This is a genomic window from Streptomyces sp. NPDC091416 (assembly GCF_044756845.1).
Taxonomy (GTDB): Bacteria; Actinomycetota; Actinomycetes; order Streptomycetales; family Streptomycetaceae; genus Streptomyces.
On the sequence record NZ_JBIVTU010000001.1, the window covers coordinates 1,159,929 to 1,182,999 of the forward strand.

At 72.2% G+C, this 23,071-nt stretch carries 20 protein-coding genes; 9 read left to right on the top strand and 11 right to left on the bottom strand.

Going from position 1 to position 23,071, the window contains the following annotated elements:
- Window positions 1-457 precede the first annotated feature (457 nt).
- Genes ACIQMX_RS05190 through ACIQMX_RS05200 form a run of 3 tightly spaced genes read right to left on the bottom strand, consistent with a single transcriptional unit; the run spans window position 458 to window position 3,775 of the window.
- Window positions 458-1,405 (bottom strand): acyl-CoA dehydrogenase family protein, encoded by a 948-nt coding sequence (locus tag ACIQMX_RS05190; protein ID WP_402475046.1) that lies wholly within the window; start codon window positions 1,403-1,405, stop codon window positions 458-460.
- Between the two features lie 7 nt (window positions 1,406-1,412).
- Window positions 1,413-2,570 (bottom strand): acyl-CoA dehydrogenase, encoded by a 1,158-nt coding sequence (locus tag ACIQMX_RS05195; RefSeq protein WP_363070957.1) that lies wholly within the window; start codon window positions 2,568-2,570, stop codon window positions 1,413-1,415.
- A gap of 11 nt (window positions 2,571-2,581) precedes the next feature.
- Window positions 2,582-3,775 (bottom strand): amidohydrolase family protein, encoded by a 1,194-nt coding sequence (locus tag ACIQMX_RS05200; RefSeq protein WP_363070959.1) that lies wholly within the window; start codon window positions 3,773-3,775, stop codon window positions 2,582-2,584.
- Window positions 3,776-3,919: 144 nt separating this feature from the next.
- On the opposite strand from ACIQMX_RS05200, the gene ACIQMX_RS05205 reads away from it, so the two are divergent.
- A complete protein-coding gene (locus ACIQMX_RS05205) occupies window positions 3,920-5,458 on the top strand; it encodes a class I adenylate-forming enzyme family protein (protein WP_402475050.1) in 1,539 nt (512 codons plus the stop codon).
- A 758-nt stretch (window positions 5,459-6,216) separates the two neighbouring features.
- Here the strand turns inward: ACIQMX_RS05205 and ACIQMX_RS05210 are convergent.
- Together ACIQMX_RS05210 and ACIQMX_RS05215 are read right to left on the bottom strand one after the other, a co-directional pair.
- Window positions 6,217-6,738 carry an EF-hand domain-containing protein gene (locus ACIQMX_RS05210; protein WP_363070963.1) on the bottom strand — a complete coding sequence of 174 codons (522 nt, stop codon included), beginning with the start codon at window positions 6,736-6,738 and terminating at the stop codon, window positions 6,217-6,219.
- Window positions 6,739-6,841: 103 nt separating this feature from the next.
- Entirely contained in the window at window positions 6,842-7,216 is a 375-nt protein-coding gene (locus ACIQMX_RS05215) for an STAS domain-containing protein (protein ID WP_363070965.1), read from the bottom strand.
- Between the two features lie 313 nt (window positions 7,217-7,529).
- Here ACIQMX_RS05215 and ACIQMX_RS05220 point away from each other — a divergent pair, with 313 nt between their 5' ends.
- Both ACIQMX_RS05220 and ACIQMX_RS05225 read left to right on the top strand, forming a co-directional pair.
- Window positions 7,530-8,159 (top strand): sigma-70 family RNA polymerase sigma factor, encoded by a 630-nt coding sequence (locus tag ACIQMX_RS05220; protein WP_363070967.1) that lies wholly within the window; start codon window positions 7,530-7,532, stop codon window positions 8,157-8,159.
- The gene (locus ACIQMX_RS05225; protein WP_402475054.1) at window positions 8,156-9,472 is read left to right on the top strand and encodes a zf-HC2 domain-containing protein; all 1,317 of its coding nucleotides are present in this window, start codon (window positions 8,156-8,158) and stop codon (window positions 9,470-9,472) included. Before ACIQMX_RS05220 ends, ACIQMX_RS05225 begins: the two co-directional genes overlap by 4 nt.
- A 42-nt stretch (window positions 9,473-9,514) precedes the next feature.
- On the opposite strand, the gene purU is transcribed toward ACIQMX_RS05225, so the two are convergent.
- Window positions 9,515-10,393, bottom strand: a complete 879-nt coding sequence (gene purU / locus ACIQMX_RS05230; RefSeq protein ID WP_363070971.1) for a formyltetrahydrofolate deformylase — start codon at window positions 10,391-10,393, stop codon at window positions 9,515-9,517.
- Window positions 10,394-10,435: 42 nt separating this feature from the next.
- Window positions 10,436-10,879: a hypothetical protein gene (locus ACIQMX_RS05235; protein ID WP_363071201.1), complete on the bottom strand. Its 444-nt coding sequence runs from the start codon at window positions 10,877-10,879 to the stop codon at window positions 10,436-10,438.
- 174 nt (window positions 10,880-11,053) lie between these two features.
- Here ACIQMX_RS05235 and ACIQMX_RS05240 point away from each other — a divergent pair, with 174 nt between their 5' ends.
- The gene (locus tag ACIQMX_RS05240; RefSeq protein ID WP_402475056.1) at window positions 11,054-12,334 is read left to right on the top strand and encodes an ABC transporter substrate-binding protein; all 1,281 of its coding nucleotides are present in this window, start codon (window positions 11,054-11,056) and stop codon (window positions 12,332-12,334) included.
- Window positions 12,335-12,370: 36 nt separating this feature from the next.
- On the opposite strand, the gene ACIQMX_RS05245 is transcribed toward ACIQMX_RS05240, so the two are convergent.
- Together ACIQMX_RS05245 and ACIQMX_RS05250 are read right to left on the bottom strand one after the other, a co-directional pair.
- A complete protein-coding gene (locus ACIQMX_RS05245; RefSeq protein WP_402475059.1) occupies window positions 12,371-13,960 on the bottom strand; it encodes a hypothetical protein in 1,590 nt (529 codons plus the stop codon).
- Between the two features lie 175 nt (window positions 13,961-14,135).
- Window positions 14,136-15,518: a transcriptional regulator gene (locus ACIQMX_RS05250; RefSeq protein WP_363070977.1), complete on the bottom strand. Its 1,383-nt coding sequence runs from the start codon at window positions 15,516-15,518 to the stop codon at window positions 14,136-14,138.
- A gap of 320 nt (window positions 15,519-15,838) precedes the next feature.
- On the opposite strand from ACIQMX_RS05250, the gene ACIQMX_RS05255 reads away from it, so the two are divergent.
- The 3 genes from ACIQMX_RS05255 to ACIQMX_RS05265 are packed head-to-tail and all read left to right on the top strand — an operon-like array spanning window position 15,839 to window position 19,015.
- Window positions 15,839-16,495 carry a bifunctional DNA primase/polymerase gene (locus tag ACIQMX_RS05255; RefSeq protein ID WP_402475606.1) on the top strand — a complete coding sequence of 219 codons (657 nt, stop codon included), beginning with the start codon at window positions 15,839-15,841 and terminating at the stop codon, window positions 16,493-16,495.
- 40 nt (window positions 16,496-16,535) lie between these two features.
- On the top strand, window positions 16,536-17,366 hold the full coding sequence (locus ACIQMX_RS05260; RefSeq protein ID WP_363070979.1) for an ABC transporter ATP-binding protein: 831 nt from the start codon (window positions 16,536-16,538) through the stop codon (window positions 17,364-17,366).
- Entirely contained in the window at window positions 17,363-19,015 is a 1,653-nt protein-coding gene (locus ACIQMX_RS05265) for a transporter (RefSeq protein WP_402475063.1), read from the top strand. Before ACIQMX_RS05260 ends, ACIQMX_RS05265 begins: the two co-directional genes overlap by 4 nt.
- Window positions 19,016-19,076: 61 nt before the next feature.
- Here the strand turns inward: ACIQMX_RS05265 and ACIQMX_RS05270 are convergent, their stop codons facing one another.
- Window positions 19,077-19,970, bottom strand: a complete 894-nt coding sequence (locus ACIQMX_RS05270; protein ID WP_363071205.1) for an alpha/beta hydrolase — start codon at window positions 19,968-19,970, stop codon at window positions 19,077-19,079.
- 674 nt (window positions 19,971-20,644) lie between these two features.
- Window positions 20,645-21,337 (bottom strand): metal-dependent transcriptional regulator, encoded by a 693-nt coding sequence (locus ACIQMX_RS05275; protein ID WP_363070983.1) that lies wholly within the window; start codon window positions 21,335-21,337, stop codon window positions 20,645-20,647.
- Between the two features lie 208 nt (window positions 21,338-21,545).
- Here ACIQMX_RS05275 and ACIQMX_RS05280 point away from each other — a divergent pair, with 208 nt between their 5' ends.
- Together ACIQMX_RS05280 and ACIQMX_RS05285 are read left to right on the top strand one after the other, a co-directional pair.
- Window positions 21,546-22,301 (top strand): SIS domain-containing protein, encoded by a 756-nt coding sequence (locus tag ACIQMX_RS05280; RefSeq protein ID WP_402475064.1) that lies wholly within the window; start codon window positions 21,546-21,548, stop codon window positions 22,299-22,301.
- A gap of 58 nt (window positions 22,302-22,359) precedes the next feature.
- Window positions 22,360-22,923: an AAA family ATPase gene (locus ACIQMX_RS05285; RefSeq protein ID WP_363070985.1), complete on the top strand. Its 564-nt coding sequence runs from the start codon at window positions 22,360-22,362 to the stop codon at window positions 22,921-22,923.
- Window positions 22,924-23,071 lie beyond the last annotated feature (148 nt).

A 23,071-nucleotide genomic window follows, 5' to 3' on the forward strand; every position in this document is an offset into this window, starting at 1 on the left:
GCGGACACATCGCCTCGCGCCTCCTCAGGGTCACGGAACGTGATTCCCTTACGAGACAGCATGGTTGACGTACAGTCACCGCAACAAGCGCTTCGGGCATATTCCAACGCGAAGGAGTACGCGTGGTGCATACTGTGCGACGCGCGCTGCGGAGAGTCGAACAGAAGCGCGCAATCGCCCCGGGAACCGCTTCCCCGGCAGGCCCGGCGCCTCCGCGTGGATCACGAGCAGGGCACCTCTCGCGGACCGGAGTCGCCGCACAGGCCACATCCGGATCGCCAGGTTCCAGAAACACTCGCATCCAACGGAGCGTACCTGAGCGCGGCGCCGACTCCGGCCCGTGACGAATTACGCAAAGGACACAAGCCGGTATCGGGACACACCGACTGCGCTGCGTCACTCCGCAGCGTGAACCTCAGGGGTCGGTCGCGTCACCCGCGCGCACCCGGCGCCCGGCTCAGCCCAGATCGGCCGCCAGCGCCTCCTCCGCGTCCGCCGCCGTCAGCCACTGCCCGGCCCGCAGCCAGGCCCGCTTGAGGCGCAGATGGACATCCGCCTCCCAGGTGAAGCCCATGCCGCCGTGCACCTGGAGGCAGTCACGGGCGTTGTCGACGGCGGCCCCGTCGGCGAGGAGTTTGGCCGCGGCGGCCTCGACCGGGTCCCCGGTGACCGCCGCCGCGTAGACGGCGCTGCGGGCCGGCTCGGCCCGCACCAGCATTCCGGCACACAGATGCTTGACCGCCTGGAAGGCCCCGATCGGCGCTCCGAACTGTTCCCGCTCCCCGGCGTGTTGGACGGCCGCCTCCAGGCTGCGGGCGGCACTGCCGAGCTGCTCGGCGGCGGTCAGCAGCGCACCCTCGCTCCGCAGCCGCGCCCCGTCGGGCAGCGCCTCGCCGTCGTACGCGGACAGATCCGGCACCCGCCACAACGGCGTACCCGGATCGAGCGACCGCACGGGCCGGGCCGCGTCCACCACCCGCCGCAGCGCGGCGCCGCTCACCACCCTCGCCCGTTCCCCGTCCAGGACCAGCAGCGCGTCGGCCTCCTCCAGGTGTCCCACGGGCCTTCCCGCCTCGGCCGGCACGACCACCGCCTCACCCTCGGCCGCTCCCTTCACCACGCCCGCGGCGAGCTGGGTGGCGGCCAGCGGCCCGGGCAGCAGCGCCCGCCCGGCCTCCTCGAACAAAAGTACGGATTCGGGCAGTCCGAGACCGACCCCACCGGCCGTCTCCGTCAGCCGCAGCGCGAAGAACCCGGCCGCACCGAGCTCCCGCCACAGCGCCCGGTCCACGCCCCCGCCCCGCTCGTGCGCCGCCCGCATCCGGTCCCTGTCGAACCGGCCGGCGAGCAGGCCCCGTATCCCCGCCCGCAGGGCCCGCTGGTCCTGTGAGAGCTGGAAGTCCACTCCCCGCTCACCGCCCCTTCGGCAGGCCGAGTATCCGCTCGGCGACGATGTTCCGCTGGATCTGCGAGGTACCGGCCGCGATCGTGTACGAGAGCGAGGAGAGCCGGTCCAGCACCCATTCCCGGTCCAGGTCCAGGGCGTCGCCCGCGCCGAGCACCTCGGCCGCCGCCTCGTACAGCTCCTGGCGGGCGTGCGAGTACCGCAGCTTGAAGACCGACCCGCCGATCCCGGGAACGCCTCCCGTGCTCTGCGCCTCGCTGACGTTCCACTGGGTGAGCCGCCACAGCGCCCGGAACTCGGCGTTCAGCCCGCCCAGCCTCCGCCGCAGCACCGCGTCGTCCCAGCGCCCGTTCCTGCGGGCCTCGGCGGCCAGCGCGTCCAGCGTCCGGCGGCAGGCGACGACCTCTCCCACGAACGCCGTGCCGCGCTCGAAGGAGAGCGTCACCATGGTGACCCGCCAGCCGTCGTTCTCCGCCCCGACCCGGTGCGAGACGGGCACCCGTACCTCGTCGAGGAACATCTCGGCGAACTCGGTGGACCCGGCGAGCGTCCGCAGCGGCCGCACGGTGACGCCGGGGGCGTCCATCCGCATCGCGAGCCAGCTGATGCCCCGGTGCTTCGGCGCCTTCGGATCCGTCCGCACCAGCAGCTCGCACCAGTCGGCGACCTCCGCGTGCGAGGTCCAGATCTTCTGCCCGCTCACCACGTAGTCGTCGCCGTCGCGCACCGCCCGGGTCCGCAGCGAGGCCAGGTCCGACCCCGCGTCCGGCTCGCTGAACCCCTGGCACCACATCTCCTCGCCCCGCAGCACCGGCGGCAGCCAGCGGGCCCGCTGTTCGGCGGTGCCCTCGGCCGCGATGGTGGGCCCGGCGTGCAGCAGCCCGACGAAGTTCGCCCCGACATAGGGCGCTCCGGCCCGTTCCGTCTCCTCCAGGAAGATCAGGTGCTGGGTGGGGGTGGCGCCCCGGCCGCCGGCGTCGGCGGGCCAGTGCAGGCCCGCGTACCCGGCGTCGTACAGCAACCGCTGCCAGCCGGCGTCGTACGCCCTGCGCCCCGGCCAGTCACCGGGATCCGGCTTCCCGGGCAGCCCCGGGAGCACCGAGCCCAGCCAGTCCCGCAGCCGCGCCCGAAAGGCTTCCTCTTCCTCCGTGTACGCAAGGTCCATGACGCACGCGCCTACTTGTCCAGGTCGAGACCGAGCATCCGGATCGCGTTTCCGCGCATCAGTTTGTAGACGGTCTCGTCGTCCAGTCCCTTGACGTGGTCGAGCGCGACCTCCTTGGTGTGCGGGAAGGTCGAGTCGACGTGCGGGTAGTCCGTCTCGAACGTCGCGTTGTCCCGCCCCACCACGTCCAGCGACGCGACGCCGTGCTTGTCGCGGAAGAAGCAGCAGAACATCTGCCGGTAGTAGTACGAGGACGGCGGCTCGGGAATCAGATCGCGCACCCCGCCCCAGGCCCGGTGTTCCTCCCAGACGTCGTCGGCGCGCTCCAGGGCGTACGGGATCCAGCCCATCTGACCCTCGCTGTACGCGAGCTTGAGCTGCGGGAACTTCACCAGCACCCCGCTGAACAGGAAGTCCATCATCGAGGCCATCGCGTTGTTGAACGAGAGCGAGGCCTGGACGGCGGGCGGGGCGTCCGGTGAGGCGGCGGGCATCTGCGAGCTGGACCCGATGTGCATGTTCACGACCGTGCCGGTCTCCTGGCAGACGGCGAAGAACGGGTCCCAGTACCCGGTGTGGATCGACGGCAGCCCCAGATGGGTCGGAATCTCCGAGAAGGTCACCGCCCGCACCCCGCGCGCCGCGTTCCGCCTGATCTCCGCGACGGCCAGACCGATGTCCCAGAGCGGGATGATGCACAGCGGGATCAGCCGGCCGCCGCTGTCCCCGCACCACTCCTCGACCATCCAGTCGTTGTACGCGCGCACACAGGCGAGCGCGACCTCCTTGTCATGGGCCTCGGCGAAGGTCTGCCCGCAAAAGCGCGGGAAGGTGGGGAAGCAGAGACTCGCCTCGACGTGGTTGAGGTCCATGTCCTTCAGCCGCTCGACGGGGTCCCAGCAGCCGCGCCGCATCTCGGCCCGGGTGATGCCCTCCAGCGTCATGTCGTCGCGGTCGAACCCCACGGCGGCGATGTTCCGCTTGTACGGGAACTTGAGGTCCTCGTAGATCCACCAGTCGGTCGGCGGCCCGTCCGGGTCCATCGTGATGACGTACTTCCCGCCCGTGTAGGCCAGCTCGCCGATGCCCGCGGTCAGGGGCTGCGGTCCGCGCTCGCGGTACTTGGCGGGCAGCCAGGTCGAGAAGAGGTGCGGCGGCTCGATCACATGGTCGTCGACGCTGACGATCCGAGGCAGTTCCGTCATGGTGTCCCCTTCGGCGCACACATTTCTGATGACCCGTCAGATTGACGTCGCCCACAGGCTAGCCCCGCACCCCTGGACCGACAAGGCGCAGCGCTCTACGCTCTCCGCACGATCTGACTACCCGTCAGCTGTGAGGGGTTCGCCGTGAACGAGACCGCACACGCCCTGGGTGCCTCGGGCACCTTCTGGGAGCTCATCGAACGCCGGGCCGCGCTGACGCCGGAGCGGCCCTTCCTGATCCAGGACGACCGCACGCTGACCTTCGGCGAGCTGCACACGCGGGCCGAACGGGTGGCCGCGGGCCTGTACGGCCTGGGCGTACGCCCCGGCACGGTCGTCGCCTGGCAGCTGCCGACCCGGGTGGAGACGGTCCTGCTGTCCTTCGCCCTGACCCGGATCGGCGCCGTGCAGACGCCCGTCATCCCCTTCTACCGCGACCGCGAGGTCGGCTTCGCGCTGCGCGAGTCGAAGGCGGAGTTCTTCGCCGTACCCGGCACCTGGCGCGGCTTCGACCACACCGCGATGGCCGCCCGTCTCGCGGCGGACCTGCCGCGCCCGCCGCAGATCCTGGAGGCGTACGACGTCCTCCCCGACGGCGACCCCTCCGTCCTGCCCCCGCCGCCCGCCGACGGCACGTCGGTGCGCTGGATCTACTGGACCTCGGGAACCACGTCCGACCCGAAGGGGGTGCTGCACACCGACCGCAGCCTGATCGCGGGCGGCTCCTGCCTGGCCCACGCGCTGCGCCTGTCGGCGGACGACGTCGGCTCGGTGGCCTTCCCGTTCGCCCACGTCGGCGGCCCGGACTACGCGGTGATGCTCCTCCTCTACGGCTTCCCCGCGGTCCTCTTCGAGCACTTCGCGATGCCGGACGCGCTGGAGGGCTACCGACGGCACGGAGTGACGGTCGCGGGCGGCTCCACGGCGTTCTACTCGATGTTCCTCACGGAACAGCGCAAGGCCCCGGGCCACCCGGTCGTCCCCACCCTCCGCCTCCTCGCGGGCGGCGGCGCGCCGAAGCCCCCGGAGCTGTACCACGCGGTGGTCCGCGAGATGGGCGTCCAGCTCACCCACGGCTACGGCATGACCGAGGTCCCCATGATCACGATGGGCGCCCCCGACGACACGGTGGAGCAGCTCGCCGAGACGGAGGGCCGGCCGCCCGAGGGCATGGAGATCCGGATCACCGACGAGGACGGCAAGCCGCTGCCGTACGACACGGACGGCGAGGTCCGGCTGCGCGGCGAGGCGGTATGCCGGGGCTACCTGGCCGCCGCCTCCCCGTTCGACGCCGAGGGCTTCCTGATCACGGGGGACGTCGGGCACGTCCGGCCGAGCGGGCACCTCGTGCTCACCGGGCGGCTGAAGGACATCATCATCCGCAAGGGCGAGAACATCTCGGCGAAGGAGATCGAGGACCTCCTGGCCCGCCACCCCGGCGTGGGAGACGCGGCGGTGATCGGCCTCCCGGACCAGTCACGCGGCGAACGCGTCTGCGCGGTCGTGGAGCAGCCCCCGGACGCGGCGCCCCTCACCCTCCCCGAGCTGACCGCGTACCTCCGCGCCGAGGGCCTGTCGGTCCACAAGCTCCCGGAACAGCTGGAACTGGTCGACGCGCTGCCCCGCAACGAGGCGCTCCGCAAGGTCCTGAAGTACCAGCTCCGGGAACGGTTCGGCGGCTGACCGGCCCTTGGGCGGGCGGCAGCGGGGGCCCTGACCTTGCCCCGGTCCGGGCGGAGGGTTCCGTCCTCAAGCGCCGGACGGGCTGAGGTGTGCGGGTCGCTCCGCGGGCTGCGGCACGCTCCGGTGGTGGAGGCCCGGGGCCCCTCCGGGGAGATCTCCTCGGACGCCGCACGTTCCGCCGGTACGCGAAGGACCCGGGTCGACGTGCGTCGTCCTGCGGGGACTCCCCTGCACGGCCCCGGACCGGCCGTCCCGCGTCTGCGGCAGTCGTATCGCCGGCGTTCAGACGCCACTGATGCCGGGTGGGGGCGTGCAGGGGAGTCCCCGCAGGGGCTGGCGTACGACCCGGGTCCTCCGCGTACCCGGGTGAACACGCCAGTTCCGAGGAGATCTCCCCGGAGGGACCCCACCCCCACCCACCGGACACGGGCGGGCCGCACCGGCGGGGCGACCCGCACGAATCAAGCCCGTCCGGCGCTTGAGGACGGAACCCCGCACCCCGGTCCGGGGGCAGCAGCAAAGGGCCCCAGAAACCCCGCCGCCGCCCGCCCAAGGGCCCCGCACATCTCAAGCCCGTCCGGCGCTTGAGGACGGAACCCTCAGCGCCGGACCGGGGGCAGCAGCAAAGGGCCCCAGAAACCCCGCCGCCGCCCGCCCAAGGGCCCCGCACCAACCCAAGCCCGTCCGGCGATTGAGGACGGAACCCTCAGCGCCGGACCGGGGCAGGGCCAGGACCCCCGCTGCCGCCCGCCCAAGGGCTACGCGTCCGGCTCGATCACGGTGAAGTACGCGGCGAGCGCCGCCACCACCTCCGCCTCCGCGATGCGCCCGTCGCGGTCCGCGTCCAGGCTCTGCGCGGCGAACGCCGCCGCGTCCGCGCTGGCGCCGAGGACCCGTAGGGCCCGCTCGACGGCGGACACCGCGGCGGCGCCGCCGTTCTCCTGGTCGGCCACGGCGATCGCCGCCCGCAGGAAGGGGCGGGCGATCTCCGCGAAGCGCTCGGGGTTGTCGCGGAGGCGTTTCACCGCGCCTCCCACGAATTCCTGCCGGGTGACCCGCTGGTCCCCGTCCACGTCGGCGATGCCCGCCATGCCCTGCCAGAACGCCTCGGCGCCGCTGTAGAGCGCCTGGCCCTTGTCGCAGCGGGCCGTCGTACCGAATTCGGTGAGCAGACGGGCCGCGGCGGCGTTGAAATCCGCGCGATCGATGTATCCGTTGCCGTCCTGGTCGAAGGCGGCGAAGCGGAAGGCGATCTTGCGCTCATACTCTGCGCTGTCCATGCGGGGAGCGTACGACGCCCGCAGGCGTCACGTGTCACTTACGCGCGTCACCGGTGTGACAACCCGGTATTCAGGTCCGCCGCGGACGCGTCGCAGCGGCCGGTCAGGCCGAGAGCGGCTGGGCTTCGTCGTCGGTGGCGGAGTCCCAGTCCGGGTAGACCTCGAACAGCCGACGTACGCCCAGCGCGCCGAGCACCCGGTTGACGTGGGAGCCCTCCTCGGCGCCCCGCGCGGGCAGGATCAGCCGCAGCCGGCCACCGCAGGACCGCATCAGGCGGCGGGAGGCGATCAGGACGCTGACGCCGCTGGAGTCGCAGAAGAAGACCTCGGAGAGGTCGAGCACGACATTGTGGCAACCCACGGCCACCGCGTCGTGGACGGACTGCCGGACGACGGGTGAGGTCACCAGATCCAGCTCGCCGTTCATGTGCAGAACGGTCCATTCGCCCCGCTCGGTCTCGGCCACTCTCAGTGTCACGCGACTGGGCCTCTCGTTCCGGGGATCCCGGGGGATTCCAGTGATCCGGAAGTTTGCGTTCCTCCTCGCGGCTGCCCCGGCGTACTCCCCATGAAACACCGCCTCCCTCAGGAAGGCCCAGAACGATTTCGGGCAGAAATGATCACTTCAGGTCCGATTCCGTTCCTGCGTGGTGCCGCATTCCCTACCATCCGGGGCGGTCACCGGGACGTACTTGCCGGAAAGGGGCGTGCTCGGTCAGCCTTGCCGACTACATTCGATGTGACGAGGGGTACAGGGCGTGAGGCCCTGACGGCACAGGGCTGGGGGTCGTATGGCTAAAAACACACCACCCCGCTGGGACCGCAGCATGCAGCAGCGGCTCGCACGCGGCGAGGCCGCGGCCCTCGGCGAGCTCTACGACCGGTTCGCCGCACTCGTACACAGCCAGGCCAGCCGGATGCTCGACGACGAGAGCGCCGCGGACCTCGTCACCCGCGAGGTGTTCGGTCACGTGTGGGAGAACCCCCACGCCTACGACCCCAAGCAGGGCTCGATGCGCGCCTGGGTCGCCCGGCTCACACACCGCGCGTCCGTGCAGAGGCTGCGCAGGACCGCCATCCCGCGGACGGACGACAAGTACGGCGGACGCGGGGGCGACGACCGGGACGACGAAGGGGACGAAGCGACCGGCTTCGCACCACCCGGCCTGGAGGAGCGGGTGCGGCTGGCCACCGCGGCGGCCCGGGCCGACTACATCGTCGCGTCCATGCCCGCACCGCTGCGGGCCGCGCTGGAGCTGGCGTACATCCAGCGTCGCGACTACCGGCAGGCCGCGACCGACCTCGGGGTCACCGAGGACGAGGCGCGGCGCCGGCTGCGCCTCGGGCTGCAACTGCTGTCCACCGCGCACACCCCTCCGCCGGAGGGCTCCTCGCCGCCCGGATACGGGCGGCCGCTGTGACCGACGACCCGGAGGGCCGCGACGAGCGCGGTCGCGACGGAGACCGGCGGGACGACGAGGTGCGGGGCGCCCGGCGCATACCGGGACCACGGGCCGCCGCCGACGACTTCGACCCCGACCTTTTCGTCCTGCCACCGAAGGCCGTCCCCGTGACCCAGGAACCCGATGACGGGGCGCCCGCCCCGAAGCTGCCGCACGGCGTCCTGAAGGCCCTCCTCGGGGCCTGGGCACTGACCGCGTGCTCGGCCGCGGAGACCGAGGCCGTCGAGGCGCACCTCACGGAGTGCGCCCCGTGCGCGGACGAGGCGCTGCGCCTGCGGGACGCGGTCGGCCTGCTGCACACGGACCGCAGCCTGGACCTGGACCCGATGCTCCGGAGCCGGGTGCTGGAGAACTGCCTGAGCCGCCGGCCTGCCAGGATCCCGGTGCCGGAGTGGGCCTCCCCGTACGACGCGGAGACGGCCCGGCTCGACGCGCTGCTGCGCGACATCGGTGACTCCGAGTGGCACGCCCCGGTACGGCTGAAGTGGTTCGAGGGCGAGCGCGGGCTGAACCGCAAGACGACGGTCGCCGGCGTCATCGGTCACCTGATGACCGTCGACGGGCTGGTCAGCACCGCCCTCGGTCTCGCCGACCCGCTCGCCCGGAGCGTCCCCGACGCCCCGCACGGGGAATCCGGGCTGCCGCTCGCCCCCACTCCGCGCACCGAGACGTACTGGTCGGCCGCCCGGCGCCCGCTGACCCGCACCGTGCGCGAACCGTGGCGCGACCAGAGCCACACCCTCATCCGCACCGTGTCCTTCGCGGGGCGCGACGTCTCGGACCTCTCCGTCTCCTACGGCGACTTCGCGCTGCCGTTGCAGGACGCGCTGCTGGACCGCGCCTTCGAGTGCTGGGTGCACGCCGGGGACATCGCGGAGGCGGTGGACTATCCGTACGAGCCGCCTTCCGCCGTCCATCTGCACCGGATGATCGACCTGGCCGCGCGGCTCCTGCCGGCCGCCCTGGCCGAACGGCGCCGGGCCGGGCTCGCCGGTCCGGCCCGCCAGCTGGTGACGGCGGGGTCGCCGGGCCGCTCGCTCCATCTGGAGGTCGAGGGCTCCGGCGGCGGCGACTGGTACATCCCGCTGGACTCCCCCGCCGCTCTCGGTTCGCCCGATCACACGGTGGCGCAGGTCGCGCTGGACGGGGTGGAGTTCTGCCGGCTGGTGGCGGGGCATGTGCCGCCCGTGGAGGCGGCGGCCGGTCAGCGCGGGGACCGGGAGGCGATCCGGGACGTGCTCTTCGCGGCGGCCTCGCTCAGCAGGCTGTGACCCGGCTCCCCGACCGGACCGATCCGTTCCGGAGGAGCGGCTCTACGCGAAGATCACCGTGCGGCGGCCGTTCAGCAGGATGCGCCGCTCCGCGTGCCACTTCACCGCGCGCGCCAGTGCCTGGCACTCCACATCGCGTCCGATGGCGACCAGCTGGTCCGGCGTGACGCCGTGGCCCACCCGCTCGACCTCCTGCTCGATGATCGGCCCCTCGTCGAGGTCCGCCGTGACGTAGTGCGCCGTCGCACCGATGAGCTTCACACCGCGGGTGTGCGCCTGGTGGTACGGCTTGGCGCCCTTGAAGCTCGGCAGGAACGAGTGGTGGATGTTGATGATCCGGCCGCTGAGCTGCTTGCACAGATCGTCCGAGAGGACCTGCATGTAGCGGGCCAGGACGACGAGCTCCACGTCCTCCTCGCGCACCAGCTCCAGCAGCTGCGCCTCCGCCTCCGCCTTGTTCTCCCTGTTCACGGGGATGTGGCGGAAGGGAATGCCGTACGAGGCGACCAGTTCGGCGAAGTCCGTGTGGTTGGAGACGACCGCCGCGATGTCGACCGGCAGGGCCCCGATCCGGGAACGGAACAGCAGGTCGTTGAGGCAGTGGCCGAACTTGCTGACCATCAGGACGATCCGCATCCGGTCCGAGGACCGGTGGATCTGCCAGTCCATCCGGAAGGAGTCACCGATCGCCGCGAAGCTCGCCCGCAGCTTCTCCTGCGTCACCGGGCTGTCCGCCGAGAAGTGGACGCGCATGAAGAACAGACCCGTGTCGTGGTCCCCGAACTGCTGGCTGTCCTCGATGTTGCAGCCGGTCATGAAGAGGTAACTCGAAACGGCGTGCACGATGCCCTGTTTGTCGGGGCACGAGAGGGTGAGGACGTACTGCTCGGGGACGGTGTCAGCAGGCTGCGGCGCGGTCATCCCCGTAGCGTGCCACACCGTCCATGTTTACGAGGCGGCCTCTCAGGACCTGGTCATGATGCGCAGCACGTCCAGCGAACGCGGCGGGACGTCCGGGTCCTCGCCGTCGTTCGTGGCGAGGAGCACATGGGCCTCGCGGGCGGCCCTGACGGCCTCCGCCCAGCCGTGGTGCTCCAGATAGGCGGAGACGGGGGCGTCGGCGCCGACCTGGTGCATGATGCGCAGCACCCGCAGTACGGCGACGTCGACGAGGGCGGCCTCGCCGGAGTCGCGGAAGACCGTGCCGACGTACTTCTCGGCGGACCAGTTGTCCAGCCAGGTGTCCTCGACCAGGCGGTAGACGGCGTCGGTGACGTCGCCGTATCCCTCCCGGCCGGCCAGCCAGCACTCGTGATGGAAGACGGGGTCGGAGAGCATGTGCAGCGCCGAGCGCACGTTGCTGCGCCAGCGCCACCACGGAATGTCGTTGAGCGGCATGCCGCCCATGGTGGAGGAGCGACGGCCGCGACGGGAAGTGTTCTCGGAACCTTGCTGCACGGTTGTCGATCGTACGTTCCCTTTCCGGCTTCCCGTACGGGCCCCTGCAATTCACCTGGGGGTCACCGAGCGTTGACCGCAGCACACTGCGGCGTTACCCGGAGCCGGGAAGTGTCTGTGCCCATGACCGGACGGCGACGCCCCCTCCTCCCCCGCCCCTTCAGGTTGCTCACCGGTGCGGTGGCGGCGGGGGCCCTGCTGATGACCGGCTGCGGTGCTCTCCCTGGGGCCTCGGGGGACTCCAGGGAGCCCGTCACCGTCATGACCTGGGCGCCGAGCGGCGCCTCGGGGCCGGACGCCGCCAACATGGCGGGCATGACCGCCATGGCGCAGGCCTACGCCCGCTGGATCAACGGCGAGGGCGGGATCGACGGACACGAGCTGCGCGTGGTCACGTGCGACGAGCAGGACAGCTCGATCGGCGCGGGCAACTGCGCCCGCCGGGCCGTCAAGGCGAAGGCCGTAGCGGTCCTCGGCTCCTACAGCCGGCACGGGCGGGCGTTCATGGCACCGCTGGAGGTCGCCGGGATCCCGTACATCGGCGGCTACGGCGCCTCCGAGGAGGAGTTCCGGAGCTACATGTCCTACCCGGTGACCGGCGGCCAGTCGGCGCTCCTGGCAGGCAACGCGAAGCAGCTGGCCGCCACCTGCGACCGGGTCTCCCTGGTGCGGCCCGACACGCTGGGCGGCGACAGCCAGGCGTGGCTCCTCAACACCGGCCTCACCGAGGCCCGCCGGCCCGCACCGGTCGACGTCCGGGCGGACGAGGGGGCCACGTCGTACGACGAGGCGGCCGGGCGCGCGCTGACGGGGGCGGGCGAGGACGGCGGCTGTGTGACGGCCGTCCTCGGCGACCGTACGGAGACCTTCTTCGACTCCTTCAGACGGCTGGAGCCGTCCGGCGGGTCGGTGCGGATCTCCTCGGTCCTCGGCAGCATCGGGCAGCCGCTCATCGACCGCACCGGCGGTCGGACCAGCCCGTTCGAGGGCGCGTACGTCACCGGCTGGTACCCGGCCCCCGGGGACGCGCGCTGGGATCTGATGGGGGACGTGATCGGCAAGCACGCCTTCGGCGACAACCGCGTCGATCCGGACGACACGGGCGTACAGACGACCTGGATCGCCTACACGGCCCTGAAGTCGATCGTCGAGTCGCTGAACGAGGCGGACATCACGGCCCGGAAGGTCACCAGGGCCCTCAACGACGGCACCCGCGTGGACACGGGAGGCCTCACCCCCGCGCTGCGCTGGCGGTACGAGGACATGATCGGCTCGTCCTCGTACCCGCGCATCGTGAACAGCAAGGTGACGTTCCAGGTCGTGCGCGACGGCCGGCTGGTCGCCGACAGCAAGGGCTTCGTGGATGTGGCGAAGACGCTGTCGGACGCCAGCGCGACCGGCTGAGGACCGTCCCGCCGGACGTCGCGCGAGCCACCGTGCTCAGAGCGCGGTGGACGCCCGCTTCGTCAGGCCGTACTTCGCCGCGATGGCGTTCCACAGCTTGGACGCCTGCTTCTTGGCCGTGGTCGCCTCGCCGCTCTGCACGTTGGCCTGCTGGTAGTGCGTGGTGAAACGGGCCTTGCCCTTCTTGCACACCTTCTTGCTCTTGGCCTGCGTGGCCCAGGCGGCGTAGTGGTCGTCCGCCGAGGCGGACGCCTGCCAGGCCTTGGTGAGCGAGGCGGACAGCTGGGCGTTGTCCGGCAGCTTGTCGACCGACAGCTCCTTGAGCCGGGTCACCAGGTCGCGGCGCTGCTGGGCGGCGCCCTTGAGGTCGGCCACGGCCTTGTCCAGGTCGGTGCAGTTCTTGGCCTTCTCCACGGCGCCGATCACCGCGGACCGGCTGTTGTTGCTGTCCGCGAGCAGCTTGTCGAGCGCCTCGGCCTGCGGCTTCGCCGGGTCGGGAGCGGGCTTCTCGTCGGGCTGGGAGGCGGGTGAACTCGCGGACGCCACAGGCTGCTTGGCATCCTCGCCCTTCTCGTCGCCACCGCTCATCAGGGCGCCGGCCCCGAGCCCGATCACGGCGCAGCCGACGACGACCGCGGCGATCAGCGGGACGTGCGCGGACTTCTTCCGCCGCCCGTCCTGCCCGTTCTGCGGCAGCCCGTCCTCGGGTCCCGTGTACGGCGGCGCCTGCTGGTACGCCTGCGGGGGCTGCCCGCCCTGGTACGGCTGGTGTCCGCCCTGGTACTGCTGGTGCTGCTGCTGCGCGGGGTCGAACCGGGGCATCTGCTGGGTGGCGCCCGCGGGTTCGTCGCTGCGGAAGAGGTTGTCGAACTCCGCGGGCGGCTGCCGCTCACCGGGCGCCCCGGGCCGGATGCCGTACGGGGCGCCACCGGGCACGGGCGGTATGCCGCCGCCGGGCACGGGCGGTATGTACTGGGTCGCGTCGGCGTCCTGACCGCCCTGCGGAGGCGGCGGCGCGGCGTGGCCGCCGGGCTGCTGGTACGCCTGCGCCAGGTCGCGGCCGAGGAACTGCGTGGACTCCGCGGGAGCCTCCGGCGGCAGGCCGCCCGGCCCGGGACCGCCCGGGACCGCCGCGATGTACTGCGTGGCGTCCGCGTCGCCGCTCCCGCCGGGCACCGCCTCGGGCGGCAGCGGCTGGGCGTACGGCGACGGCTGTCCGTGCTGCGGCTGCGCCTGGGCGGGCGGCTGCTCGGCCTGGCCGTACCCGGAGGCCTGCTGCCCCTGCCCGTACGAACCGTGCTGCGGCTGCTGCGGCTGCTGCGGCTGCCCGTACTGCCCCTGCTGCTGCCCGTACACGCCGCCCTGCTGTTCCTGTCCGTATCCGCCCTGGGACTGGTCCTGTCCGTACCCGCCCCGGTCCTGGTTCCCTGCCTGCCGGGCGGGGTCCTGATGGGACGCCTGCGGTCCCCAGGGCTGCCCCCACGGCTGGCCGCCGGCCGGGGCGGCCTGGTCCGCGGGTCCCCCCGGCGTCCAGGGCTCGCCGCCGCCCGCGGGCAGCACGACGCCCTCGTGCGCGGGTCGTACAGCAGGGAGCTGCTGCTCGTCACCCTGTCCGCTCTGTGTCACCGGGACTCCTACGTGTGAACCTATGGAATCGTCGGCTCACGCTATCGGGTGGTCCCCGCCGTCCGCCAAGCGCGTGTTGTCCCTCACCGCCCCTTCACACCGGCTGTAACACTCAGCTGTCCCGGGACGCAGTTATGAGGCGCCCGCGCACGGCGGGGCCGTACGCGCCCTCCCGTCAGGCCGCCTGAAGCTCCAGACGGGCGCCGAACTCCCGTACCGCGGGCTCGTCCCCGTACGGCACCAGACGCTGCTGCAGATCGTCCAGATACTCCGCGCCCCGGCTGGAGCGCACCGTGCCCAGCAGCTCCATCGCCCGCGTCCCGGTATGGCAGGCCTGCTCCACCTCGCGCAGCTGGACCTGCGCCGTGGCCAGCAGGGCCAGGCCGATGCCGCGGCGGCGCGTCCGGGACTCCGGAAGGCCGCCCAGGGCCTCCTTCGCCCGGCGTGCGGCCGCCTCCGCCTGGCCGAGGTCACGGTGGCAGTGCGCCAGTTCGTCGGCCAGATACGCGTGGTCGAAGTGCGCGATCCAGTCGGGATCGTCCCCGCTCTCCGGATCGGCCTGCTCCAGCGCCGTCAGCGCCCGGCCCGCCACCGCCTGGCTGGTGCGGGCGTCCCCGAGCAGCGCGTGGCCCCGGGCCTCCGCCGCGTAGAACATCGCCTCGGCCCGCGGCGTCACCCTCCCGCGTGCTCCTTCCTGCGCCGCCCTGGCCAGCTGGGCGATCTCCCGGGGATTGCCGAGCTGGGCCGCGAGATGACTCATCGAGGCGGCCAGCACATAGCCCCCGTAGGCCCGGTCGCCCGCCGCCTGGGCCAGCCGCAGGGCCTGGATGTAGTAACGCTGGGCGAGGCCCGGCTGGCCCGTGTCGATCGCCATGTACCCGGCGAGCTCGGTGAGCCGCGCGACCGCGGCGAACAGCTGCCGTCCGGTCGATTCGCGGTACGCCCCCGAAAGCAGCCCGGAGACCACGCTGTTCAGGTAGTGCACCAGCACCGGCCGCACCTGGCCGCTGCCGAAGCGGTGGTCCAGGTCGACCAGCGCCGCCGTCGTCGCCCGCACCGCCTCGACGTCCGGCATCCCGACCCGGGCCCCGGCCACCCGCGCCACCTGCGGGTCCGCGCCGGTGATCAGCCAGTCCCGGCTGGGCTCCACCAGCGCCGACGACGCGACCGCGGAACCCGAAAGGAAGTCGCGGCGGCCGACATCGCTGCGCCACAACTCGCAGACCTGCTCGATCGCCCCGACCACGGTCGGGGCGAACTGCAGGCCGACGCCGGAGGCCAGGTTCTTGCCGTTGGCCATGCCGATCTCGTCGATCGTGACCGTACGGCCGAGCTTGCGGCCGAGCGCCTCGGCGATGATGCCCGGCGCCCTGCCGCGTGGTTGCTGTCCGCGCAGCCAGCGGGCCACGGAGGTCTTGTCGTAACGGAGGTCGAGCCCGCGCTCGGCCCCGACCATGTTGACGCGGCGGCTGAGCCCCGCGTTGGAGCATCCGGCTTCCTGAATGAGCGTCTGGAGCCGTTCGTTCGGCTGGCGTGCGACGAGAGGCCTGGCTGCCATGTTTGTCCCCCTGAGGCCGCAGTGATCGGTAAAGGATCACTGCCCGACATATGCCTGAGAAATTCGCCGATTCATCGTGTTGGTCACATGTGAGGCGTATCCGCCCTTTGCTCCCGGCACGCACCCTAGGATGCCGAACGAACTGTGCCGGATCTCCGTAGGTGGCTACCCGCCCACCGCCCATCTCCCTCCCGCGCGCCCCCGCCGGTGCACCTGTGCGCCCCACATGCGGAGGCAATGGACCGTAACCGCGCCCCCACCGCCCGTAACCCCAGGTGGCGGCGGGAGTTGTGCTGTGCGTGGAAGAGCCCATCGGAGTCATGGAAGCCGCACAGATCCCCCAGCAGCGAGCCGAGCAACTGCTCGACGCCGCGGTGCGGTACGCGGAGGAGCGGCACTGGGACGTGTGCCCGGGCACCTGGCTGGAGCCGGACGGCGGCACGGAACGGTGCTCGTGCGGCGAGGCCGGCTGCGCGGCGCCCGGGGCCCACCCGACGCGGGCCGACTGGGCGGGCCGGGCCACCGGCAGCGGCGCGGCGGCCCGCCGGATGTGGTCCCAGTACCCCCGGTCCTCGATCCTGCTGCCGACCGGACGCGCCTTCGACGCGATCGACGTACCGGAGTCGGCGGGCTTCCTGGCGCTGGCCCGGATGGAGCGGATGAGCCTGCCGCTCGGCCCGGTCACCCGCACCCCCGACCGCCGGATGCAGTTCTTCGTCCTGCCGGGCGCCGCCGCCAAGGCCGACGGCCTCGTCCGGAGGGTCGGCTGGGACGCCGCGGCCATCGGTCTGCGCGGAATCGGCGAGGGCCGCTACGTCGCCGCCCCGCCGACCCGCGTCGGCGGCACCGGGGTGGTGCAGTGGGCCCGCAGCCCCTCCACCACCAACCGCTGGCTGCCCGAGGTGGACGAGCTCATCAGCCCGCTCGCGTACGCCTGCGGGCGCGAAGCCGCCGACGCGCGGGGGCGCGTTTCGTAGGGTGGTCCCCACAGCACGGGGACTTCGAAGGGCGCTCGCGATGGCGGACCGGACAGACAGCGACCAGGCAGACCGGGCCGTCGGGCCCGACGTACCGCGGGCAGCGGCGCCCGCGGTACGGGTGGAAGGGCTGTGGAAACGATTCGGCGAGCACACCGCGGTCGCCGGCATCGATCTGGTGCTGCCCGCGGGCAAGTTCATCGGGCTGGTGGGCCCCAACGGCGCCGGCAAGACCACCACGCTCTCCATGGTCACCGGCCTGCTCCGCCCGGACCTGGGCCGGATCGAGATCGGTGGCCGTGACGTCTGGCGCGACCCGGTCGAGGTGAAGTCCCGCATCGGCGTGCTGCCCGAGGGCCTGCGGCTCTTCGAGCGCCTCTCGGGGCGTGAACTTCTCGCCTACACCGGCCGGTTGCGCGGCCTGCCCGGCGCCGAGGTGGACAGCAGGGCCACCCAGCTGCTGGATGTCCTGGACCTGGCGGGCGCCCAGCACAAACTGGTCATCGACTACTCGACGGGCATGCGCAAGAAGATCGGGCTCGCCGCCGCTCTGCTGCACAACCCCGAAGTGCTCTTCCTGGACGAGCCGTTCGAGGGCGTCGACCCGGTGTCGGCGCAGACCATCCGCGGAGTGCTGGAGCGCTACACCGGCTCGGGGGCCACCGTCGTCTTCTCCAGCCATGTGATGGAGCTCGTCGAGTCGCTCTGCGACTGGGTGGCCGTCATGGCGGCGGGCACCATCCGCGCCCAGGGCACCCTGGCCGAGGTCCGCGGCGACGCGTCCTCGCTGCAGAACGCCTTCCTGGAACTCGTCGGCGCGGGCGACCGCGACGACAGCGCCGCCCTGGACTGGCTCGGCGGTGCCCGATGAGCGTGCTCGACGCCCCGGCCGCCTCCGGCCCCCGCACGAGCCGTCCGGCCGGCGGCACGGAGCTGATCCCCGTCCTCGTACGGCTCAAGCTCGCCCTGCTCCGCAACGGGCTGCGGCAGTCGGCCGGCCGCCGGGCCGTGTACATCGCCTCCGTCGTCGCCACCCTGCTGATCGCCCTGGGCCAGCTGGTCGGGCTGATCGCGCTGCGCGGCAACGCGCACGCGGGGTCCCTCGTCGTGCTGCTGGCCGCGGTCCTGGCCGTCGGCTGGGCCGTGATGCCGCTCTTCTTCGCCGCCGGTGACGAGACCCTCGACCCGAGCCGCCTCGTGATGCTTCCGCTGCGGCCCCGTCCCCTGATCACCGCACTCCTGGTGTCCTCACTGGTCGGCATCGGCCCGCTGTTCACACTCTGCCTGGCAGCCGGATCGGTGACCGCGCTGGCGCACGGGGCGGGCGCGGTGGCCTTCGCCGTCCTCGCGGCCCCGCTGACCCTGCTGGTCTGCGTCGCACTGGCCCGGGCCGTCGCCACGGCCAACACCCGGCTGCTGACCTCGCGCAAGGGCCGCGACCTCGCGGTGCTCAGCGGGCTCGTGATCGCGGTAGGGATCCAGGGCGTCAACTTCGGCATCCAGCGGCTCAGTCGGGCCGGTGGGCTCTCCGCACTCGACCCGGCCGCTGACGTGGTGCATTGGCTGCCGCCCGCCTCGGCGATCGGCTCGGTGGACTCCGCGTCCCAGGGGGCGTACGGGCGGGCCGCCGTGCAACTGCTCCTCTCCGTGGCCGCGCTCGTCGTGCTGCTGGCGCTGTGGCGGCGCAGCCTGGAGAAGCTGATGACGGAGCCGGACGGCTCGACGCTCTCCGCCGCCGAGCCGGCCCGCACGAAGTCCGGCACGGACGGTTCCGGCTTCTGGGCGCTGCTCCCGGAAGGGCGCACCGGCACGGTGATGCAGCGCAGCCTGCGGTACGTCGCCCGGGATCCGAAGACCAAGGCCGCCTGGGTGACCGCGCTGGCGATCGGGCTGATCGTGCCGCTGTTCAACGCCCTCCAGGGCACGGGCTCGTTGTACTTCGCGTGCTTCGGCGCCGGAATGCTCGGCATCCAGATGTACAACCAGTTCGGGCAGGACACCTCGGCGTTCTGGATGGTGGCGCTGACGATCTCCTCGACCCGTGACGCGTATCTGGAACTGCGGGCGCGGGCGCTGGCCCTGCTGCTGATCACCCTCCCGTACACGGTGCTGGTGGCCGTCGTCACGGCGGCGGTGCTCGGGGACTGGGCAGCGCTGCCGGGAGTCGTGGGGCTGTCGTTCGCGCTGCTGGGCGCGATGCTGGCGACGGGTGCGGTGGCCTCGGCGCGGTTCCCGTACTCGATCCCGCAGGACGGTGCGTTCAAGAACGTGGCACCCGGGCAGGCCGGGCTCGCCTGGATCTCGATCTTCGGCGGCATGGTCTCGGCGGCGCTGCTGTGCTCGCCCGTGATCGGTCTGACGGTCTGGCTGCATCTCGACGACGCGGAGAACCGGCTGTGGCTCCTGCTGCCGGTCGGTGCCGTCTACGGGGCCCTGATCGCCTGGGCCGGGCTGCGGGTCGCCGCGCCCCGCACGGCGGACCGGCTGCCGGAGATCCTGACGGCGGTCAGCAAGGGGTGACGGGCGGGCGGCCCGCCTCCGGGGCGGGCGGGCCGGGCAGGCGGGACTCTCGAAACACGCCCTACGGGGCCACTGGTTCCCGGTCGTCGCGGGTGTCCTCGGCGAATTGCTCCAGGAAGGGTTCGACCGCGGCGCGCCAGCCCTCGGGCCGGTCGTAGTGGACGAGGTGTCCGGCGTCGGCCACCTCCGCGTACTGCCCGCGGGGCAGCACCCGGACCATCTCCTGGGCCTCCGCCCTCCCCAGCTCGCCGTCCAGGCCGCGCAGGACCAGGGTCGGGCACCGGACCTGGGCCAGCTCCTCCCAGTGGGCGTCGTGGACCCAGGTGGCGCGGGAGCGGAGCATCTGCTTACGGGAGAAGACGGGCCGCCATCCGTCGGCCCGCTCGGCCATGACCTCGGCGAAGAACTCACCGCGGGCGGGATTGGGCCGTTCCACCCAGGGGTCGTCCTCGCCGAACCACTTCCGCACGTCGGACAGGGTGGCGAAGGGAAGCGGCCAGGACCTGAACCAGTCCTCCCACTCCCGCTGCGAGGCGGCGCCGAGCGCCGAGGCCCGCATGTCGCAGATGACCAGGGCCCGGACGAGGTCGGGGCGCTTGGCGGCGAGCTGCCAGGCGGTGAGCGCTCCCATGGAGTGCCCGACGAGGGTGACGGGGGCCAGGCCGAGCTGTTCGACCGCCGCTTCCGCGTCGGCGACGTACGCCTCGCGGGTGTACGGGCCCTCGGCCGGCTTCTCGCTGCGGCCGTGTCCGCGCTGGTCGAGGCCGACCGCCCGGTGCCGCTCGGCGAGCCAGCGGGTGGTGGAGGCCCAGTGCGAGGCCCGGCCCATCAGTCCGTGGAGCAGTAAGACACCTCCGGGACGCTCCGCTTCCACGCGCCCCTTGGGCGGATCCGCGAACTCCCAGGCCGCGAGGCGTACGCCGTCGGTTCCGGTCACATCGATGCGCCGCACCATCTGTTCTGGCACCCCCTTCTGGTCCCTCGATCACCATGTGGTCGCGTCGGCCAGACTATCGAACCTTTATTCGAAAACCGGGTTCCGGCGCACAACACCGCTCGTTCGAGTGACCGCCTCTCAGGATTGACGTCGGCCACGGCGGGGAGATCTTCTCCGGGAGGCGGGCCACTCGGGGATGAGGGCTCGCGGGAACCGACCTCGAGAGCTCGGGGCTCCAGGTCGGGACAGGGGAGGACAGGCCCCGGCGCCTTGCGGCGCCGGGGCCATCCGCCGTTTCGGGACCGCTCGCCACGGCCGCGCGCGCGGACCGGGCCTGCGGGACTGCGGGAACCCGCTCCCGGTGCGCAGGCCGGCCCTGGTGCGCGGGCCGGGCATGGCCCACGGGCCTGACATGCCAGTACGACGGGCGCATTCCCTGCTCCCCTCCCCGGCCGCGCGGCCAGATGGCCGACACTCTCAGGTATCGCTCAGCCACAGCCTGGCACGCGATCCGTCCGGGCGCTGCAATTCCGGACGGAAAAACGGAAAACGGACGTCAGCAACCGCTGATCGTCCGCCACCCGCAACTTCGGCGTCTGCTCACCGTCCGAGCATCGCCACGTTCAACACCGCACCGGCTACCGCGCCCCGCCCACGCTCACAGCCGTGGCGCGTTCACAGCGGGGCCGCGTTCAGCGCTTCGCCACGAACACGTGCGACGCGACCTCCGCGTCCAGCTCCGCCGCCTCGCCGCTGCTGCCGACCAGCACTCCGCCGGGCGACTGCGTCACGCTGACCACCGAACCGGGCTGCACGCCCGCCCGCCGCAGCGTGTACATCAGCTGGGCGTCCGTCTGGATCGGCTCACCGATCCGGCGGACCACCACGGTCTTGCCGTCGGCGCCCGGGTCGAGCTCCGACAGGCTGACCATGCTCGCGTCGAGGAACGGGTCGGCCTCGGCCTTCTCGCCCAGCTCCTCCAGGCCCGGGATGGGATTCCCGTACGGGGACTCCGTCGGGTGGCGCAGCAGCTCCAGCACCCGCCGCTCCACGGCCTCGCTCATCACGTGCTCCCACCGGCAGGCCTCGGCGTGGACCTGCTCCCACTCCAGGCCGATCACGTCGACGAGCAGGCACTCGGCGAGCCGGTGCTTGCGCATCACGCGGGTCGCCAGCCGGCGGCCCTCCTCCGTCAGCTCCAGGTGCCGGTCCCCCGCGACCTGCACCAGGCCGTCGCGCTCCATCCGCGCCACCGTCTGGCTGACGGTGGGACCGCTCTGGTCCAGCCGTTCAGCGATCCGGGCGCGCATGGGGACCACGCCTTCCTCTTCGAGTTCGAGGATGGTGCGGAGGTACATCTCCGTTGTGTCGATCAGTCCGGACATTCGTGCCCCTCGATGCAGTCGTGCGCTGGCCCTCGTCCAATTCTGACGCATGGCAACGACAACCGTGCCTCACCGTCCGAAGGAGCCTCCTCCGGCCGGTCCGGGAACGGCCCGTGCGGTATTGACATGTCACTGGTCCAGACCGCAACGTGATCGGCGGCAAGGACGTCCCGCGCACACCCCCACTCCGCCGGAAAGGCCCTCCTCGATGAGCGAAAGCAAGCTGGCCGGTCAGTTCTTCGACGCAGCGATCGGCCTGCTGGAGCGGGTACGCGACGAGGAGTCCGACTCCATCGCGGCCGCCGGTGCCGCGATCGCCGACACCGTCGTGGCCGGCGGCAGACTCTTCGCCTTCGGCGCCGGGCACTCCTCGCTGGCCGCCCAGGACGTCGTCTACCGGGCGGGCGGCCTCGCCCTCATGAACGTCCTGGCCGTTCCCGGCACCCTCGGCGTCGACGTCATGCCGGCGACCCTCGGCTCGGCCCTGGAGCGCGTCGACGGTCTCGCGGGCGCGGTGCTCGACTCCAGCCCGGCGAAGGCGGGCGACGTCCTCGTGATCATCTCGCTCTCCGGACGCAACGCGCTGCCGGTCGAGATGGCGCTGAACGCCCGCGCGCTGGGCCTGAAGGTCATCGGCGTCACCTCGGTCGCGTACGCGGAAGGCACCCGGTCCCGGCACAGCTCGGGCGGATTCCTCCGGGACCACTGCGACATCGTCCTCGACAGCAAGATCTCCATCGGCGACGCGGAACTGGACGTCGACGGCATCGAGGCGCCCTTCGCCCCCGCGTCGACGGTCGTCACCAGCGCGATCATGCAGTCGATGATGGCCGCCGCGGCGGAGAGCCTGCTGGAGCGGGGCGTGGAGCCGCCGCTGCTGCGGTCGGGCAACGTCGACGGGGGCCACGAGTGGAACGGGCGTGTGATGACGGAGTACGCGGACCGGATCTTCTACCGCCACTGATCGCCCGTACGCCCGCCCGGCCGCCCGGCCCGTCGAACCGCCGTGCGAGCATGCCGCCATGACATCCGGCCGGATCATCTTCCTCAACGGAACGTCGAGTTCAGGGAAGTCCAGCATCGCCAGGGAGCTGCTGGACATCCTGGACGACGGCGTCTTCTTCCACCTGGCGGTCGACAGCTTCAACGCGATGCGCACCAAGCGGCCGCTCGGGGAGCAGGAGCTCGACGCCGCGCTGCGTCGGACCAGGATGGGCTTCCACCGCTCGATCGCGGCCATGGCCGAAGTGGGCAACGACGTCGTGGTCGACCATGTGCTGAGCGAGCCGTGGCGGCTGCTCGACTGCCTGACGGTACTGCCGCCGGAGAACGTCCTGTTCGTCGGCGTCCGCTGCCCGCTGGACGAGCTCACCCGGCGCGAGCAGGCCCGCGGCGACCGCCCGCCGGGCCTCGCCGCGTTCCAGTACGACCTGGTCCACTCCCACGGCGACTACGACCTGGAGTGCGACACCGGCACGACGAGCCCCCGCGCCTGCGCCCAGCACATCAAGGAGTTCCTCCCGCACCACACCGGCCCGACCGCCTTCACGCGCCTGCGCCGACGGCATCTGGCGGACGTGCGATAGCCGTCGGGCGGCAGAGGCTGTGCGGTCCGGTTGTCCGTCGCCCCCTCCATGACGGGTGCTCACCGCGATCCGCACGGCGCGAGCCGCAGTGCGCTCGCAGGGCCGCCGGCCCGCGCGAGAAGCCCCTGCGGCACCGAATCAGCGGAAG

Bases quoted from the DNA above. Each gene is read 5' to 3' on its own strand.
- purU (WP_363070971.1), bottom strand. From the start codon at position 10,393: ATGACCGCGCCGCAGCCTGCTGACACCGTCCCCGAGCAGTACGTCCTC.
- ACIQMX_RS05195 (WP_363070957.1), bottom strand. From the start codon at position 2,570: ATGGACCTTGCGTACACGGAGGAAGAGGAAGCCTTTCGGGCGCGGCTG.
- ACIQMX_RS05250 (WP_363070977.1), bottom strand. From the start codon at position 15,518: ATGGCAGCCAGGCCTCTCGTCGCACGCCAGCCGAACGAACGGCTCCAG.
- ACIQMX_RS05285 (WP_363070985.1), top strand. From the start codon at position 22,360: ATGACATCCGGCCGGATCATCTTCCTCAACGGAACGTCGAGTTCAGGG.
- ACIQMX_RS05210 (WP_363070963.1), bottom strand. From the start codon at position 6,738: ATGGACAGCGCAGAGTATGAGCGCAAGATCGCCTTCCGCTTCGCCGCC.
- ACIQMX_RS05275 (WP_363070983.1), bottom strand. From the start codon at position 21,337: ATGTCCGGACTGATCGACACAACGGAGATGTACCTCCGCACCATCCTC.
- ACIQMX_RS05200 (WP_363070959.1), bottom strand. From the start codon at position 3,775: ATGACGGAACTGCCTCGGATCGTCAGCGTCGACGACCATGTGATCGAG.
- ACIQMX_RS05240 (WP_402475056.1), top strand. From the start codon at position 11,054: ATGACCGGACGGCGACGCCCCCTCCTCCCCCGCCCCTTCAGGTTGCTC.
- ACIQMX_RS05255 (WP_402475606.1), top strand. From the start codon at position 15,839: ATGGAAGCCGCACAGATCCCCCAGCAGCGAGCCGAGCAACTGCTCGAC.
- ACIQMX_RS05280 (WP_402475064.1), top strand. From the start codon at position 21,546: ATGAGCGAAAGCAAGCTGGCCGGTCAGTTCTTCGACGCAGCGATCGGC.
- ACIQMX_RS05265 (WP_402475063.1), top strand. From the start codon at position 17,363: ATGAGCGTGCTCGACGCCCCGGCCGCCTCCGGCCCCCGCACGAGCCGT.
- ACIQMX_RS05235 (WP_363071201.1), bottom strand. From the start codon at position 10,879: ATGGGCGGCATGCCGCTCAACGACATTCCGTGGTGGCGCTGGCGCAGC.
- ACIQMX_RS05260 (WP_363070979.1), top strand. From the start codon at position 16,536: ATGGCGGACCGGACAGACAGCGACCAGGCAGACCGGGCCGTCGGGCCC.
- ACIQMX_RS05270 (WP_363071205.1), bottom strand. From the start codon at position 19,970: ATGGTGCGGCGCATCGATGTGACCGGAACCGACGGCGTACGCCTCGCG.
- ACIQMX_RS05220 (WP_363070967.1), top strand. From the start codon at position 7,530: ATGGCTAAAAACACACCACCCCGCTGGGACCGCAGCATGCAGCAGCGG.